Source organism: Rhodococcus sp. W8901, assembly GCF_013348805.1.
Classification (GTDB): domain Bacteria; phylum Actinomycetota; class Actinomycetes; order Mycobacteriales; family Mycobacteriaceae; genus Prescottella.
The window spans coordinates 3,717,273-3,734,034 of the sequence record NZ_CP054690.1; the positions used below are offsets into that span (position 1 = coordinate 3,717,273).

At 68.3% G+C, this 16,762-nt stretch carries 13 protein-coding genes and 2 tRNA genes; 5 read left to right on the top strand and 10 right to left on the bottom strand.

The window, feature by feature from the left end; genetic code table 11:
* Positions 1 to 7: 7 nt before the first annotated feature.
* The 3 genes from HUN07_RS17420 to HUN07_RS17430 form a co-directional block, all read right to left on the bottom strand.
* Positions 8 to 1,984: an alpha/beta fold hydrolase gene (locus HUN07_RS17420; RefSeq protein WP_441346825.1), complete on the bottom strand. Its 1,977-nt coding sequence runs from the start codon at positions 1,982 to 1,984 to the stop codon at positions 8 to 10.
* A 135-nt stretch (positions 1,985 to 2,119) separates the two neighbouring features.
* Positions 2,120 to 2,728 carry a GNAT family N-acetyltransferase gene (locus HUN07_RS17425; RefSeq protein ID WP_174911433.1) on the bottom strand — a complete coding sequence of 203 codons (609 nt, stop codon included), beginning with the start codon at positions 2,726 to 2,728 and terminating at the stop codon, positions 2,120 to 2,122.
* Between the two features lie 22 nt (positions 2,729 to 2,750).
* On the bottom strand, positions 2,751 to 3,746 hold the full coding sequence (locus HUN07_RS17430; protein ID WP_174911436.1) for an iron-siderophore ABC transporter substrate-binding protein: 996 nt from the start codon (positions 3,744 to 3,746) through the stop codon (positions 2,751 to 2,753).
* Positions 3,747 to 3,917: 171 nt separating this feature from the next.
* Between HUN07_RS17430 and HUN07_RS17435 the strand changes: the two genes are divergently transcribed.
* Both HUN07_RS17435 and fdhD read left to right on the top strand, forming a co-directional pair.
* Positions 3,918 to 6,230 (top strand): FdhF/YdeP family oxidoreductase, encoded by a 2,313-nt coding sequence (locus HUN07_RS17435; RefSeq protein ID WP_174911439.1) that lies wholly within the window; start codon positions 3,918 to 3,920, stop codon positions 6,228 to 6,230.
* A complete protein-coding gene (fdhD, locus tag HUN07_RS17440; protein WP_114719032.1) occupies positions 6,230 to 7,054 on the top strand; it encodes a formate dehydrogenase accessory sulfurtransferase FdhD in 825 nt (274 codons plus the stop codon). The genes HUN07_RS17435 and fdhD overlap by 1 nt, the downstream gene beginning before the upstream one ends.
* Positions 7,055 to 7,176: 122 nt before the next feature.
* Here fdhD and HUN07_RS17445 read toward each other — a convergent pair whose 3' ends face one another.
* Positions 7,177 to 8,379 (bottom strand): alpha/beta hydrolase family protein, encoded by a 1,203-nt coding sequence (locus HUN07_RS17445; RefSeq protein WP_441346826.1) that lies wholly within the window; start codon positions 8,377 to 8,379, stop codon positions 7,177 to 7,179.
* 77 nt (positions 8,380 to 8,456) lie between these two features.
* On the opposite strand from HUN07_RS17445, the gene HUN07_RS17450 reads away from it, so the two are divergent.
* Positions 8,457 to 9,092: a TetR/AcrR family transcriptional regulator gene (locus HUN07_RS17450; RefSeq protein ID WP_174911445.1), complete on the top strand. Its 636-nt coding sequence runs from the start codon at positions 8,457 to 8,459 to the stop codon at positions 9,090 to 9,092.
* Positions 9,093 to 9,299: 207 nt separating this feature from the next.
* On the opposite strand, the gene clpX is transcribed toward HUN07_RS17450, so the two are convergent.
* The 5 genes from clpX to HUN07_RS17475 form a co-directional block, all read right to left on the bottom strand.
* A complete protein-coding gene (gene clpX, locus HUN07_RS17455) occupies positions 9,300 to 10,577 on the bottom strand; it encodes an ATP-dependent Clp protease ATP-binding subunit ClpX (protein WP_114719029.1) in 1,278 nt (425 codons plus the stop codon).
* A 294-nt stretch (positions 10,578 to 10,871) separates the two neighbouring features.
* Positions 10,872 to 11,543, bottom strand: a complete 672-nt coding sequence (locus tag HUN07_RS17460) for an ATP-dependent Clp protease proteolytic subunit (protein WP_114719028.1) — start codon at positions 11,541 to 11,543, stop codon at positions 10,872 to 10,874.
* Between the two features lie 45 nt (positions 11,544 to 11,588).
* Positions 11,589 to 12,197, bottom strand: a complete 609-nt coding sequence (locus HUN07_RS17465) for an ATP-dependent Clp protease proteolytic subunit (protein ID WP_258557635.1) — start codon at positions 12,195 to 12,197, stop codon at positions 11,589 to 11,591.
* Between the two features lie 146 nt (positions 12,198 to 12,343).
* Positions 12,344 to 13,708: a trigger factor gene (gene tig / locus HUN07_RS17470; protein WP_174911448.1), complete on the bottom strand. Its 1,365-nt coding sequence runs from the start codon at positions 13,706 to 13,708 to the stop codon at positions 12,344 to 12,346.
* A gap of 90 nt (positions 13,709 to 13,798) precedes the next feature.
* Positions 13,799 to 13,875, bottom strand: a tRNA-Pro gene (locus HUN07_RS17475).
* A 139-nt stretch (positions 13,876 to 14,014) separates the two neighbouring features.
* Here HUN07_RS17475 and HUN07_RS17480 point away from each other — a divergent pair.
* Positions 14,015 to 14,088: transfer RNA gene (locus HUN07_RS17480), tRNA-Gly, on the top strand.
* Positions 14,089 to 14,358: 270 nt separating this feature from the next.
* Positions 14,359 to 15,492, top strand: coding sequence for a nitronate monooxygenase (locus tag HUN07_RS17485; protein ID WP_174911451.1), 1,134 nt, complete (start codon positions 14,359 to 14,361; stop codon positions 15,490 to 15,492).
* A 12-nt stretch (positions 15,493 to 15,504) separates the two neighbouring features.
* Here the strand turns inward: HUN07_RS17485 and dinB are convergent, their stop codons facing one another.
* Complete coding sequence (gene dinB / locus HUN07_RS17490) at positions 15,505 to 16,755, bottom strand: DNA polymerase IV (RefSeq protein WP_174911454.1); 1,251 nt, start codon at positions 16,753 to 16,755, stop codon at positions 15,505 to 15,507.
* Positions 16,756 to 16,762: the final 7 nt, after the last annotated feature.

The window sequence follows — 16,762 nt, forward strand, 5'->3', positions numbered from 1 at the left end:
CGGCGGATCAGGATCCCAGTACATCGGGCAGTGGCACGTCCTCCTCGAGCACGTGCTCGGCGAGGAACGACTCCACCACCTGGTACCAGATCTTGGCGTGCTGGGGGCTGAGCACCCAGTGGTTCTCGTCGGGGAAGTACAGGAACCGGTGGTCGGTCTCCCCCTGGGCGTCGGCGGGCAGCCCCGACTCGGACAGCAGTTCGTACCAGAGCCGCAGTCCCTCACCGATCGGCACGCGGTAGTCCTTGTCGCCATGGATCACCAGCATCGGGGTGACGATGTCGGCGACGTACAGGTGCGGGGAGTTCTCGAACGCCATCTCGGGCGTCATCTCGCGCTGCCAGTACCAGGCGGCGTCGGTGGTGGGACCGAACTGGTCCAGCGCCCACAGGCTCGCGTGCGTGACGATCGCCTTGAAGCGGTCGGTGTGGCCGGCGATCCAGTTCGCCATGTAGCCGCCGAACGAGCCGCCCATCGCGGCCGTTCGCTTCGCGTCGATCTCCGGCAGCGCCTCCGCGGCGTCGGTGATCGCCATCAGATCGGTGTAGGGCGCCTTGCCCCACTGTCCCCAGCCGCGTTGGACGAAGTCCTGACCGTATCCGGTGGACAGCGCGGGATCCGGCAGCAGCACCGCGTACCCCTTGGCGACCAGCAGCCACGGGTTCCAGCGCCACGACCACGTGTTCCACGAATTCAGCGGGCCGCCGTGCACCCACAGCAGCAGCGGCGCCGGGCGTTCCGCCGACGCCGAGTCGGGCAGTGCCAGCCACGAGCGCAGCGGGGTGCCGTCGGCGGCCTGCCCCACTACCTCGGCGAGGCGGCCGGGCAGCCGGGGCGACACCGACGGGGCACGCAGTTCCGTGACGGAGCCGACGTCGCCGACGAGGGCGATCCGCACCGGGTGCGGCGGCCGCGCGTACGAGGCGCGCATCGCGTACACCGCGGAGCCGTCCGGGGCCGGACGCAGATCGGTGTAGGCGGCGTCGTCGGTCGTGAGCGCCGCCGGTGTATCGCCGCGCAGCAGGAAGATCGGGCCGCGACCGCGGTCGTCGGCGGTGACGAGCAGGCCGTCACCGCCCGGCAGCCACGCGACGGCCGTCGGCCAACGATCCCAGCCCGGGGCGAGATCCTCGACGACCCGGCTCGCGAAGGTGATGCGGTGCAGCGTGATTCGTGGCGCCTGCTCCGGATCCCCGTGGGATTCACGCAGGTACACGACCTGCGTGCCGTCGGGCGAGATCGCCGGATGCAACAAGTCCGCCGTGTCGTCCTCGACGAGCGTGGTGCGCTCCCCCGTCGCCACGTCGATCCGCACCAGGATCGTGCGCATCGTGCCGAGTACACCCGGGACCGACCAGGTGCTGACGACGAACGATCCGTCGTCGGCGAGCGCGTAGTCGGCGTCGCGCAGCGCGACGCCCGGCATCGGCGTCAGGTCGTCGAGCACGATTTCCTCGGCGGCACCGCCGCTGGTGGCACCTGCCAGCAGGTGCGGGACGTCGGGGCCGAGGTCGTGGTCCCAGTGCCGCACCGGGTATCCGGTGTGCAGGACGGCCGAGACCTTCTTGTCCTTGCGCTCGCCGCGGATCCGCTCGTCGTCCTCGACCGTCCCGGAGGCCCCGAGGACACCGGTGCTCACCACGACGCGCGCCGCCGACCGCGCGGCACGCACGCCCGCGATCCCGCCACCGCGTCCGGCCACCCGGCAGGCCTCGCCACCGGCGGCGGGCAGGCGCCACAGTGACGCCGCCGTGTCGTCGGAGTCGTCGGGCGAGGGCCGCGTCGACGTGAACAGCAGATCGCCGTCGTGGGTGAACGCGGCGCCGGATTCGCCCTTCGATCCCCACGTGAGCCGCCGCGCGGGGCCCGCACCGGCCGGATCGATCTCCCACAGCGCGGACACGTACTTGGTGGCCGTGTCGTCGAGCACCGCCTGCGCGACGACGAGCCGGGTGCCGTCCGGGGACAGCTCGAGGCCGGACATGCGAGGCAGGGCGAGGTAGTCGTCCAGGTCCTGGAAGGGGGTGCCGAGAGAGTGCTGCGGGGTCGAGGTCACCCCTGATTGGTACCACGCCGAGACGGCCCGTGACGGCCGTCACGGTGCACGTTCACGATGCGATCACCGCGGATTGCGCCACATCTTCCACAGTGTCGGACCACCGTTCGGGATCACGATCTCTCCGGTGACCTCGAACCCGAAGCGTTCGTAGTAGGGGATGTTCGCGTGCTTGCTGGATTCGAGGTAGGCCGGCGCCGCCTCGGCATCGCAGCGGGACAGGCGCGAGTTCAGCAGTGCCTTGCCGTAACCGCCACCGCGGCCTGCCGAGGAGGTGCCGATGGTCGCCAGATACCAGTGCGGTTCGGTGGGATGTGCCGACTCGAGCGCATGCGAGACCTCGGCACCGACGCGCAGGTACCGGCCCAGTGCGCGCGCCACGGTCGGCAGGCTCAGGAAGGAATCGAACGCCGACTGCTTCCACCGGCCCGGCGGATCCCACAGCGCACCGCCGACGATGGTGCCGTCGGCCGACTCGGCCAGCTCCGCACCCCCGCCGGAGAGATGGTGGTAGCGGATCTCCGCCGCGAACAACCGGGCCAGGCCGGCCGGCCGCTTCGAGGCGTCGGGCAACATCCAGCTCATCACGGGATCGTCGTCGAACGCCTCGGCCAGCGCACGTGAGAGCGCGGGAATGTCCGGTCGGGTCACGGGTCGCACGACGGCTGCCATAACCGCGAGAGTACCGGCCGGGTCAGCCCAGCAGCGGTGCGATTCGGGGCGGGATCTGCTGCAACGCGTACGGCAGGCTCAGCACGGTGCTCCACGTCATGGCCTCCGCCGCCTCGTCGTCGAGGATGACCGCGCGCCCGTCCTCGACGACGTCGAGTGTCCGATAGATCGGCGTCTTCGCGAGCTCGGCGCGGAGATCGTCGCCGAACCCGCCCCCCGCGTACCAGACGAGGAGGTCGACGTTCGCGAGCGACAGCTGCTCGGTACTGATCTCGGCAAAGTTCGTCTTGCGGATCTGCTCGGCCACAGGCGGATTCACGAATCCGAGTTCGCTGAAGAAGCGAACCTTGGGGTCCTCCGGTCCGTACACCCCGAACTGGCCGGGCCCCTTCAGCGCCCCGACGAGCACCGTCTTGCCGGCGAACACCGGGTTGGCGAGCGCGACATCGGTGAACTGCTGCTGCACCCCCGACACCAGTTCGGCGGCTCGGTCCTGCCGCCCCAGTGCCTCCCCCAGGATCATGGTCTGGTCCTGCCAGCGCACGCCGTAGTCCGCGACCCCGGCCGGTTGCGCCACCGTCGGGGCGATCGCGGAGAGCTTGTCGCACTGGCCCTGCGTGAGGCCCGAATACGTACCCACGATGAGGTCGGGGGCGACGCCCGCCACCTTCTCGATATCGATGCCGGTGCTCGCGCTGCCGATGACCGGCAGTTCCGCCTCACCCAATTCGTCCTGCGCCCACGGCCACACCGCGCTCGGGTAGTCGCCGTACCAGTCGAACACCCCGACCGGCACCGTCCCGAGAGCCAGCAGTGCGTCCTGGTCGTTGTAGCCGACGCTCACCACCCGCTTGGGCTGGGCGGGCACCGTGGTCTGCCCGTACTTGTGGGCCACGGTCGCGCCGGGGGCGTCGTCGGAATCGCCGCCACCGGATTCCGCGCCGGCGCATGCCGCCGCGAACGCGAGCAGCGCACCGGTGCCACCGATCAGGAACCCCCTCCGCGAGAGGGCACCCATGTCCCGGCGTCCGACCGTCCCGAAGCCGTGTCCAGGTCCGCAATCCCCCATAGGTAGACCCTCCGTTCGCGACCACAGCCAGCACTCGAGTAGGTAAGGCTCACCGACCCTACCCCGCGGTTCGGTGCGTCGGACCGTGCATCGCGGGAATTCGGGGGCCAGTATGGGTCCATGACGCGTAAGGGTCCCCGGGAAGACATCGACGAGAACGACCTCGTCGTCAGCCACACGAAGGACTACGCGGCCGGCGTGCCGGCCGTGCTCGTATCGATGGAGCGCGCCGTGGAGCAGATGGGCATCGCCCGCACCGCGCGCACCCTCACCCGCCTCAACCAACGCCACGGGTTCGACTGCCCCGGCTGCGCCTGGCCCGAGACGCCCGGACACCGCAAGCCCGCCGAGTTCTGCGAGAACGGCGCCAAGGCGGTCGCCGAGGAGGCCACGCTCCGGACCGTCACCCCCGAGTTCTTCGCCGCGCACCGGATCTCCGAGCTGGATGAGCACACCGACTACTGGTTGGGCCAGCAGGGCCGGCTCGCGCACCCGATGGTGCTGCGCCCCGGCAGCGAGCACTACGAACCGATCGGGTGGGACGACGCCTACCGACTGATCGGCGACCACCTGCGCGGGCTCGGCAGCCCCGACGAGGCCGTGTTCTACACGTCCGGCCGCACCAGCAACGAGGCGGCGTTCCTCTACCAGTTGATGATTCGCAGCTTCGGCACCAACAACATGCCGGACTGCTCCAACATGTGCCACGAGTCGTCGGGCAGCGCGCTCACCGAGGCGATCGGCATCGGCAAGGGCTCGGTGTCGGTACCCGACCTCGAGCAGGCCGATCTCATTCTCATCGCGGGACAGAACCCGGGCACCAACCACCCGCGCATGCTGTCCACCCTCGAGAAGGCGAAGGCCAACGGCGCCAGGATCATTGCGATCAACCCGTTGCCGGAGGCAGGCCTGCGCCGGTTCAAGGACCCCCAGAAGGTCGGCGGCGTCCTCGGCCGCGGAGTCGACATCGCCGACGACTTCCTGCAGATCCGACTCGGCGGGGACATGGCGCTCTTCCAGGGCCTGGGCCGACTGCTGCTCGAGGCCGAGGACCGCGCACCGGGCACCGTCGTCGACCGCGCGTTCGTCGATCGGCACTGCGCCGGGTTCGAGGAGTACGCCGACCACGTGCGCGCCGTCGACCTGGACACGGTCGTGGAGGCGACCGGCCTGACGATGCAGCAACTCGAGGACACCGCCCGCGCGCTGGCCGAATCCGACCGCACCGTCACGTGCTGGGCGATGGGACTCACCCAGCAGACGCACGCGGTCGCCACCATCCAGGAGGCCGTGAACCTGTTGCTCATGCGCGGCATGATCGGCAAGCCGGGCGCCGGCGTGTGCCCGGTCCGCGGCCACTCCAACGTTCAGGGCGACCGCACCATGGGCATCTGGGAGAAGATGCCGGAGGAGTTCCTGGCCGCCCTGGACACCGAGTTCTCGATCGAGAGCCCGCGGCGGCACGGGTGGGACACCGTCGACGCGATCCGGGCGATGCGCGACGGCCGCGCCCGGGTGTTCATGGCAATGGGCGGCAACTTCGTCGCCGCCACCCCGGACACCGCGGCCACCGAGCAGGCGCTGCGGAACTGCGAACTGACCGTGCAGGTTTCGACCAAGCTCAACCGCAGCCACGTCGTGCACGGGCGCACCGCGCTGATCCTGCCCACCCTCGGCCGCACCGACCTCGACGTCCAGGCCACCGGCAAGCAGTTGGTGTCGGTGGAGGATTCGATGTCGATGGTGCATCTGTCCCGCGGACGGCTGAAGCCGGTGAGTGAGCACCTGCACAGCGAGGTCGCGATCGTCTGCCGGCTCGCACGCGAACTGCTCGGGTCCGAGCATTCGGTGCCGTGGGCCGAGTTCGAGGGCGACTACGACCTGATCCGGGATTCGATTTCCCGCGTCGTGCCGGGCTGCGAGGACTACAACACCCGGGTGCGCCGACCCGACGGCTTCCAGCTACCGCATCCGCCGCGAGACGCACGCGAGTTCCGGACCCACACCGGCAGGGCCAATTTCGCGGTCAACGCGCTCGAGTGGGTGCCGACCCCGCCCGGACGGTTGATCCTGCAGACGATGCGCAGCCACGACCAGTACAACACCACGATCTACGGCCTCGACGACCGCTACCGCGGTGTCAAGGGTGGGCGGAAAGTGGTCTTCGTCAGCGCCGCCGACATCGCCGAGATGGGTCTGTCCGACGGGCAATCGGTGGACGTGGTCTCCGAATGGACCACCGCGGACGGCACGGTCGAGGAGCGGCGCGTCCACGACTTCCGGATCGTCGAGTACAGCACGCCCCGCGGCAACGCGGCCGCCTACTACCCCGAGACGAATCCGCTGGTTCCCCTGGATCACGTTGCTGCCAAGTCGAATACACCCGTATCCAAGGCTATCGTCGTCCGGCTCGAACCGGCCCGGGCCGGCTGATGGGACGCGTCACCGCCCGGCGGCCCGTCCTGCGCATCACCCCGGACGGGACCCGGCACCGCCCGGACACCCTGGCCGTCGAGGAACCTCTCGAGATCCGCCTCGGCGGGCGGTCCCTCACCGTCACGATGCGCACGCCCGGCAACGACATCGACCTGGTCCACGGGTTCCTGCTGGCCGAGGGCATCATCGGCAGCGTCCAGGACGTCTCGGTGATCCGGTACTGCGACGGCGTCGACGACGACGGCGCCAACACCTACAACGTCCTCGACGTCGAACTCGGGCCCGACGTTCCGGATCCGGGCACCCGGGGTCGACGCGAGTTCCTCACCACGTCGGCGTGCGGGGTGTGCGGGAAGGCATCGCTCGACGAGGTCGCGACCCGCAGCCGCTTCACACTGTCCGACAGCACAATCGAGGTCACCGCAGCCGCGCTGTCCTCGATGCCACCCACTCTGCGTCGGGGCCAACGGGTGTTCGAGGCCACCGGCGGGCTGCACGCCGCCGGGTTGTTCACGACCGACGGCGCGCTCCTCGCGCTGCGTGAGGACGTCGGTCGCCACAACGCGGTCGACAAGGTCGTCGGCTGGGCGCTGACCGGGCGCCGGATCCCCCTGTCCGATGCCGTCCTGATCGTCAGTGGCCGGGCCTCGTTCGAACTCGTGCAGAAGGCCGCGATGGCCGGCATCCCACTGCTCGGCGCCGTGTCGGCGCCGTCCTCACTGGCGGTCGACCTGGCCCGGGACCAGGGGATGACACTCGTCGGGTTCCTCCGCGGCGAGAGCATGAACGTCTACACCGGCGAGCACCGCATCAAGCGGTGACGGCACTACCACGTCACCGCGCAGTGCGACGACGACGACGGTGTCGTCGAACTCGTCGACACCGTCGCCACCGGTGAACTCGTGGGCAATCCCCCGCGCTACTCGCAGCTGCTTTGACCGTTCTAGCAGGTGCCCGCGGGTGTCCCCCCCGCCTGCAACTGCTGGAAGAACTGCTCGGCGTCGCCGAAGGAGTCCGCAACCGCGGCGCGATGATCGGCGCCCTCGTAGGTCTTGTAGCCGACCGTCGACCCGCTGTCGCACAACGCCTTCGCCAACGCCTTCGATCCCGGCTCGGCGACCAGCGTGTCGGCGGTGCCCTGCAGGATCATCGTCGGAACCGAGAGCTTCAGCTGCGCCGGCTCCTGCTTCTTCAGATAGCCGATCAACTTGTCCATATCCGCGCCGGGCGCGAACGCCTGGTCGACGGGCACCGACGGGATCACGTCGCGGATCTGCGCGACGCAGCCGTTGCGGGCCGCGGTCAGCAACGCCTTGGAGGTCGGTGTGACGTACGAATCCGCGTCGATTGACGGATCGGCCGCCTCCGCGCCGAGCAGGATCAGCGGCAGGAACGCGAGGGCCGGTGCCACTGCGGGGTTTCCGGAGGCCAGGTACGCCGGCGTCTGGCTCGTGCCGTTGCCCGGCGCGATCGCGACCGCGCCCCGCAGATCCAGCTCCGGTGCCCGCTCCGCACCCTGCGCGGCGGTGAACAGCGTGGCGTGCCCACCCTGGCTGTGCCCCATCGCGTACCACTGGTTGCTGATCGAATCGTCGAGTTCGCGGCTCGCGCGCACGATGTCGACGACGGCGTTGGCCTCCGTCCCACCGTCCATGTACGGGTGCCCGCCCGGCGTGCCCATGCCGACGTAGTCGGTCTGCACGACGACGTACCCGTCGGCGACGTAGCGATCGAGGGTCTCGTCGACCACGCCGAGGTAGTCGTGCGCGAGGCCGTCGTCCGAATCGGCGGACGGCGCGCAGATGTCGGAGACACCCGTGGTGCCGTGGGCCCAGCTGAGGACGGGCCACCCGCCGTCGGGTGCGGAGGTCTTCGGAATCGACACCGTGCCCGACACGACCACGGGATCGCCCTGCGCGTTCTGCGAGACGTACGTGATGAGCTCGCTGCGGGCCGCGCTGGGCAGGACCGGGGCGCCCCGCAATTGCTGACTCGACAGCAGCTGACCCGGTTCCAGCGTCGCCGCACCGTCGGCCTCGGCCGAGCTGTTACTGCTGCATCCCGCCGCCACCAGCGCGACCGACGTGGCCGCCACGAGCGTGAAGAGTCCCACGCCCCGTGTGCGGCCGCTCCCGGCCTTCGTCAGTGTGTTCACGAACAACCTCCAGATTAAGAAACGCGTCTTAGCCCGATGAAGATAGCTCATTCAGTACGCTGTCGGCTATGAATTCGCCGAACGCTCGCGACACGATCCTCGAAGTCGCCGAACGTCTCATCGCCGAACGAGGCATGCACGGGGTGTCCGCGAGGGAGATCGTGAGAACCGCGGGGCAGCGCAACAATTCGGCACTCACCTACCATTTCGGCTCGTGGGACGGCCTGCTCGAAGCGATCTGGCTCGAGCACATGGGCTCCATCAACGCGCTCCGCGCCGACATGCTCGCGAACTCCGGCGACTCCGACCGCCTCGCCCATCTGGTCGCTTGCTACATCCACCCCTTCGTCGCGGAGGTCGCGGCCCGCGAGCCGTCGTCCTACTGGGCACGGTTCAACGAACAGTGGCTCACCGGGGTCCACCTGGACTTCGTCTCGACACCGACATCGCTGGTCCCCGCCGATCCCAGGTACCCCCGGATCGGCGGGATGAAACTACTCCAGGAACTGTTCGCCGGCATCACCGACGAACTCACCCACCTGACTCCCGACGCCCGCGCACGGAGGGTGGCCATGATGGCCCGATTCGTCGTGTCGGCGATGGCCACCTGGGAGCGAGAAGCCACCGCCGGGACGACTCGCGACCTCGAGGCGTTCGAAACCGAGCTGACCTCGCTCGCGATCGCAGTTCTGCGCGCCACCTGAGACGGCCGGATGCTGGTGCACCACATCGGAATCGGAGGGACACTGCCCCGCACGCGCCGCGGGTGCGACGAGGGCCCTGAGCCGACACCGGAACCCGGTCGGCGCACAGCAACGTGCGCCCGGCCGATTCGGACCTGATCCGAATCAACCGGGCGCACGAGGCGTGGTGGAACTGGCGGAGAGTCCTTGTTCAGGACCACCCGGTACCTATGCCGACTTGTCGCGACGCTCCCGCTCCGGCTTGCGCGGCACGATCGTCGGCAGGACGTTGTCGTTGACGGTCTCCGCGGTGACGACCACCTTCGCGACATCGTCACGACTGGGGATGTCGTACATCACCGGGAGCAGGACTTCCTCCATGATCGCGCGCAGCCCACGGGCACCCGTGCCACGGTGGATCGCCTGATCCGCGATCGCCTCCAGCGCGTCCACCGTGAACTCGAGTTCGACGCCGTCCATGTCGAACAGGCGGGTGTACTGCTTGACGAGCGCGTTCTTCGGCTCGGAGAGGATCTTGACCAGAGATTCCTTGTCGAGATTGGTCACCGACGCCACGACCGGAAGCCGGCCGATGAACTCGGGAATAAGACCGAACTTGATCAGGTCCTCGGGCATGACCTCCGCGAAGTGGTCCTGCGTGTCGATCTCGGCCTTCGAGCGGACCTCGGCGCCGAAGCCGATGCCGCGCTTGCCGACCCGATCGGAGACGATCTTTTCGAGACCGGCGAACGCACCCGCCACGATGAAGAGCACGTTGGTGGTGTCGATCTGGATGAACTCCTGGTGCGGGTGCTTGCGCCCACCCTGCGGCGGCACACTCGCCTGCGTGCCCTCGAGGATCTTCAGCAGCGCCTGCTGCACACCCTCACCGGACACGTCCCGCGTGATCGACGGGTTCTCGCTCTTGCGGGCGATCTTGTCGACCTCGTCGATGTAGATGATGCCGGTCTCGGCGCGCTTGACGTCGTAGTCGGCGGCCTGGATCAGCTTCAGCAGGATGTTCTCGACATCCTCACCGACGTATCCGGCCTCGGTCAGTGCCGTCGCGTCCGCGATCGCGAAGGGCACGTTGAGCATCTTCGCCAGCGTCTGCGCGAGGTAGGTCTTGCCGCAGCCGGTGGGGCCGAGCATGAGGATGTTCGACTTCGCCAACTCGACGGTCTCACCGCGCGCGTCCCGACTGCGGTCGCCCGCCTGGATGCGCTTGTAATGGTTGTAGACCGCCACCGCCAACGTCCGCTTCGCAGCGTCCTGACCGATCACATAGTTCTCGAGGAAGTCGCGGATCTCCGCGGGCTTGGGCAGCTCGTCGAGCTTGACCTCACTGGACTCCGCCAGCTCTTCCTCGATGATCTCGTTGCACAGATCGATGCATTCGTCGCAGATGTAGACCCCGGGTCCCGCAATGAGCTTCTTGACCTGCTTCTGGCTCTTACCGCAGAACGAGCACTTGAGCAGATCGCCGCCGTCACCGATGCGTGCCATCTCGTAAGGTCCCTACTTCCTTGTCTACGTGCGAGCACCCTCACCCGAATCCCCGCGGATCGCTGTTCAGCGATCGCGTGCCCTCGGCTCAGGATCGAAGGCCCATGGTGTGACCGTACCCGCAGATCGGGAACGAGGTCGACCAAAAGCCGGTGATTCCCACACGGCGAACACGATTCCGACACATGAATCACATCCGCGTGAAGAACGCGGAATGCCCCAGCTTGACGGGTGTGCACCCCGGTCCGCCGCAATCCGATCACTCGGCGTGTCGGCGAACCGGGATGCCCCACATCACTTCTGGGCGGACAGCTTCCGGTACTGGAGGACGTCGTCGATGATGCCGTACTCCTTCGCCTCTTCCGCCGTCAGAATCTTGTCGCGGTCGGTGTCCTTGCGGATGACGTCAGGATCCCGGCCGGTGTGCTTCGAGAGCGTGGTCTCCATCAGTCGGCGCATGCGCTCGATCTCCGCGGCCTGGATCTCCAGATCGGAGACCTGACCCTGGATGCCACCGGTCGCGGGCTGATGGATCAGCACACGGGCGTTCGGCAGCGCGAGGCGCTTGCCGGGCGTGCCGGCAGCGAGCAGGACGGCCGCGGCCGACGCGGCCTGGCCGAGGCAGACCGTCGTGATGTCGGCCCGCACGTACTGCATCGTGTCGTAGATCGCCATCAGCGACGTGAACGAGCCGCCCGGCGAGTTGATGTACATGGTGATGTCGCGGTCCGGGTCGAGCGACTCGAGCACCAGCAGCTGCGCCATGACGTCGTTCGCCGACGCGTCGTCCACCTGCACGCCGAGGAAGATGATGCGCTCCTCGAACAGCTTGTTGTAGGGGTTGGACTCCTTGACGCCGTAGCTGGAGTGCTCGATGAACGAGGGCAGGATGTAGCGCGACTGGGCGCCGGCCGGAGCCTGGCCGCCGAGCGCGTGGGCGGCACGGGGATCGAAGAGGTTGGTCATCAGTTCTCCAAGATGGTGTGGGCGGAAGGTCGGATGCGTTGCGGGCTAGTTGCCTGCGCCGCCCGCCTGCCGCGCGCGGGTGATGACGTGGTCGACGAAGCCGTACTGGAGCGCTTCCTTCGCGGTGAACCAGCGGTCACGGTCCGAGTCCGCAGTGATCTGCTCGACGGTCTGGCCGGTGTGCTCCGCGATGAGCTCGGCCATCTCGCGCTTGGTGTGCGCGAACTGCTCCGCCATGATCGCGATGTCGGACGCGGTGCCGCCGATGCCGGCCGACGGCTGGTGCATCATGATCCGCGCGTGCGGCAGGGCGTACCGCTTGCCCTTGGTGCCGGCCGACAGGAGGAACTGCCCCATCGAGGCGGCCAGGCCCATGCCGAAAGTCGCGACGTCGCACTCGGCGAACTGCATGGTGTCGAAGATCGCCATGCCTGCCGTGACCGAGCCGCCAGGCGAGTTGATGTACAGGGAGATGTCCCGGGTGGGGTCCTCTGCCGACAGCAGCAGGATCTGGGCGCACAGCTTGTTCGCGATGTCGTCGTCCACCTGCGTACCGAGGAAGATGATGCGCTCGCGAAGCAGGCGTTCGTACACCGAGTCGCTGAGATTCAGACCGGAGGTGGCTGAAGTCATGGCGGGATTCTGGTAAGTCACGGTACCTGCCTTCTCGATAAGTCGTTGGTTCCTGACACTGACACTAACGAAGTAGGGCGGCACCGGAGTCCCGGTGCCGCCCTACTTCGCTGAAAGCGGAAATACTCGCGCCCACCGGGGGTGGCAGGCGTCATTCCGCCGGGGTGCTACTTGTCGTCGCCCTCGGCGTCGGCCTCGTCGGCCTCCGCCTCTGCGGTGCCGAACATCTCAGCGGTGTCGATCGCCGCACCGGCGGTGTCGGTAACGGTCGCAGCGTCGACGACACCGGCAAGCGCCTTGCCACGTCGCACGTCCGCGAAGACGGCGCCGAGCTGGTTGGCCTGCTGGATCTGCTGGATGAACTGCTCCGGAGCCATGCCGTAGCGCTGCGCCTGGAACAGGATGCGCTCGGTGAGCTCGTCCTGGCCGACGGTGGTGCCCGCGGCGTCGGCGATGGCGTCGAGCAGCAGCTGGGTCTTCACCGAGCGCTCGGCAGCCTCCTTGGCGTCCGCGTCGAACTGCTCACGCGTGGTGCCCTGCGACTCGAGGAGCTCGTTCAGCTTCTCCTCGTTGTGGTCCAGACCGTGGATCGCGTCGTGCAGCGCGGCGTCGACCTCGGCCTTGACGACGGCCTCGGGCAGCGGGACCTCGACGGTCTCGAGCAGAGCCTCGAGCACCTTGTCGCGGATCTGGCCGGCCTGCTCGACCTTGCGGACGCGTGCGACGCGCTCACGCAGGTCGGCCTCGAGCTCTTCGAGGGTGTCGAACTCGCTTGCCATCTGGGCGAACTCGTCGTCGGCCTCGGGCAGCTCGCGCTCCTTGACGGAACCGACGGTGACGGTGATGACCGCCTCCTGGCCCGCGAACTCGCCGGCGACCAGCTTGGAGGTGAAGTCCTTCGACTCGCCGGCCTTGACGCCGACGATGGCCTCGTCGAGGCCCTCGATCAGCTGTCCCGAGCCGACCTCGTGGGACAGACCCGACGCGGTGGCCTCCGGAACGGCCTGGCCGTCGACGGTGGCGGACAGGTCGATCGACACGAAGTCGCCGTCCTGAACCTCACGCTCGACACCCTTCAGGGTGCCGAAGCGCTGACGCAGCGACAGCAGCTGCTCGGCGACTGCCTCGTCGGTGACCTCGATCGGGTCGACCGTGACGGCGACGGTGGAGAAGTCCGGCAGGGTGATCTCGGGGCGGACGTCGACCTCGGCGGTGAACGTGAGCTCCTGGCCGTCCTCGAGCTTGGTGATCTCGATCTCCGGCTGGCCGATGACCTTCACCTCGGAGGCGTTGACGGCCTCGGAGTAGCGGGACGGGAGGGCGTCGTTGACGACCTGCTCGAGCACCGCGCCACGACCGACACGAGCCTCGAGCAGCTTGGCCGGAGCCTTGCCCGGACGGAAGCCGGGGAGACGGATCTGCTGCGCGAGCGCCTTGTAGGCCTTGTCGAAATCAGGCTTGAGCTCCTCGAAGGGCACCTCAACGTTGATACGGACTCGCGTCGGGCTGAGCTGCTCGACGGTGCTCTTCACGGATCTGGCTCCTTCGTGTGGTGGTGCTCTTTGATTCGATATCTCGTGTCTCTTCGTGGCAGGACCGGATTGTCGGCCCTGCCACGCGTCTGGTCGGGGTGACAGGATTTGAACCTGCGACCCTCCGCTCCCAAAGCGGATGCGCTACCAAGCTGCGCCACACCCCGTCAGAACAGGCCTCCGCCAACCTCGCGAGGACCCGAGGCAGAATCCTACGGCCCCCCGATTATGAAATCCAAAGCGAGGTTGGGTACAGTCTCATCTCGCAGACGACATCGCTGGCGATCCCACAAATGTCGTATGCACGGGGATGTAGCTCAATGGTAGAGCCTCAGTCTTCCAAACTGATTACGCGGGTTCGATTCCCGTCATCCCCTCCACGCGGAGGAAACCCCCACCGTTCGGATATATGTCCGAACGGTGGGGGTTTTTCTTGTTTCCGCCCCTTCGGAACCCATCACCCATCCGACCCCGGGCCGCCCCCGCCGAGCGCGCGCAAATCCGCCGCCCGACCAGACCACCGTCGAGTGACTCTTGTCACATTACTCGGAGCTTCGGCCGCTTCGTGATTCCCGCCGCACACCAGGGATGCCTGACCTAAGTTGGAACCTGTTACAGATTTCCGACTTCCCCCCCCGAAGGAGTGCCGGATGCACACCCCACTCTGCGACGATCTCGGAATCGAGTTCCCGATCTTCGCCTTCACCCATTGCCGCGACGTCGTGCTCGCCGTCAGCAAGGCCGGCGGATTCGGCGTTCTCGGCGCCGTGGGGTTCACACCCGAGGAACTCGAGATCGAGCTGAAGTGGATCGACGAGCACATCGGCGACCACCCCTACGGCGTCGACATCGTGATCCCGAACAAGTACGAGGGCATGGACTCGAATCTGTCCGCCGACGAACTGACCAAGATGCTGCAGTCGATGGTGCCGCAGGAGACGCTCGACTTCGCTCGCGGCATCCTCACCGATCACGGTGTCCCCACGCCGGCCGACGGCCACGAGAACGCGCTGCAGCTGCTCGGCTGGACCGAGGCCACCGCCACCCCGCAGGTCGAGGTGGCACTCCAGCACCCGAAGGTCACGCTGATCGCCAATGCCCTCGGCACCCCGCCCGCGGACATGATCGAGCACATCCACGCGTCGGGCCGGAAGGTCGCGGCGCTGTGCGGATCGCCCTACCAGGCCCGCAAGCACGCGGACGCCGGCGTCGACATCATCATCGCGCAGGGCGGCGAGGGCGGCGGCCACTGCGGCGAGGTCGGCTCGATCGTGCTGTGGCCGCAGGTCGTCAAGGAGGTTGCCCCGATTCCCGTGCTGGCGGCGGGTGGCATCGGCAGCGGCCAGCAGATCGCGGCCGCGCTCGCCATGGGCGCCCAGGGCGCGTGGTCGGGTTCGCAGTGGCTCATGGTCGAGGAGGCCGAGAACACCGCCGTCCAGCAGGCCGCCTACGCGAATGCCGGCAGTCGCGACACGGTGCGCAGCCGCTCGTTCACCGGCCAGCCCTGCCGGATGCTGCGCAACGACTGGACCGAGGTGTGGGAGAAGGCAGGCAACCCGGAGCCCCTCGGCATGCCGCTGCAGTACATGGTGTCCGGCATGGCCGTGGCCGCCACCCACAAGTACCCCGACGAGACCGTCGACGTCGCGTTCAACCCCGTGGGTCAGGTCGTCGGCCAGTTCACCAAGGTGGAGAAGACCGCGGCGGTCATCGAACGTTGGGTGCGGGAGTACCTCGAGGCCACCGGAACCCTGGAGCGTCTGAACGAGGCCGCCAACGGCTGACCGGCACTCGCACTAGTCGGGCAGGAGCGGGAGGCTGTCACCACCGTCGCGACCGAGCAGCGCGGCGCGGGTGACCGCGACCGATCCGAATTTCGCCCGCACCGCGTCGAGCGCGCCGTCGAGGCGGACACCGTCGGACTCCTTCGACGAGCTCCCGGTGTCCGGCTCGAACGGCAGCGCGAGCTGTTCGGCGCCTTCCGCGTCCAGGTTCGACAGCGCCACACCGATCAGCGTCAGTCCCCGCTCGGCGATCAGCGGCCGCGAATGCTCCAGCAACGATCGCACCGCACCGAGAATGGTCTCGGTTCGTGCCGAGGCCTCGCCGAGGGTGACCGAGCGGGTGGCACGCCCGAAGTCCGCGAACCTCATCCGGATCACCACCGTGCGGCACACCCGTCCGGCCGCCCGCAGACGCCTCGCCACACGGTCCACCAGCGCGGCGGCGATCGTCTCGATCTCGGCGAAGCTTCGCACGCGACGCCCGAGGGCACTCTGCGCCCCGATCGACCGACGCCGTCGCCCCGTCTCGACCCGCCGCGGATCGCGCGCCCACGCCAGCGCGTGCAGGTGCCGGGCGGATCCCGATCCGACCACGGTGGACAGTTCGCGCTCGGACAGCGCCGCGAGTTCCGCGACGGTCCGAACGCCGTATCCGTGCAGCTTCGCGGAGGTCACGGCCCCGACACCCCACAGTCGTTCGATCGGCAGTGGATGCAGGAACTCGAGCTCGCGATCCGGCGGCACCAGCAGCAGCCCGTCGGGTTTCCCCACTGCACTGGCGACCTTGGCCAGGAACTTCGTCCGCGCGATGCCGACCGTGATCGGCAGCCCCACCTGTTCGCGCACGTCTCGGCGCAACCGCTCCGCGATCTGTCGCGGACTGCCGCTGATCCGGCTCAACCCGCCGACGTCGAGGAATGCCTCGTCGATCGAGATGCCCTCGACCAGGGGTGTCGTGTTCCGGAAGACGTCGAACACCTCGCGGCTGGCCCGCGCATACGCGGACATCCGGGGCGGGACGACGATCGCGTGCGGGCATCGCCGCCGCGCCTCCGATCCGCTGCTCGCGGTGCGCACCCCGTACGCCTTCGCCTCGTAGCTGGCCGCGAGGACCACTCCCCCGCCCACGATCACCGGCCACCCCCGCAGGCCCGGATCGTCGCGCTGCTCCACCGAGGCGTAGAACGCGTCCAGATCGGCGTGCAGGATCGTCGCCTCGGCACGCGGCGGCGGGGAACGATCGACGACGTCAGACACGAACATATGTTCG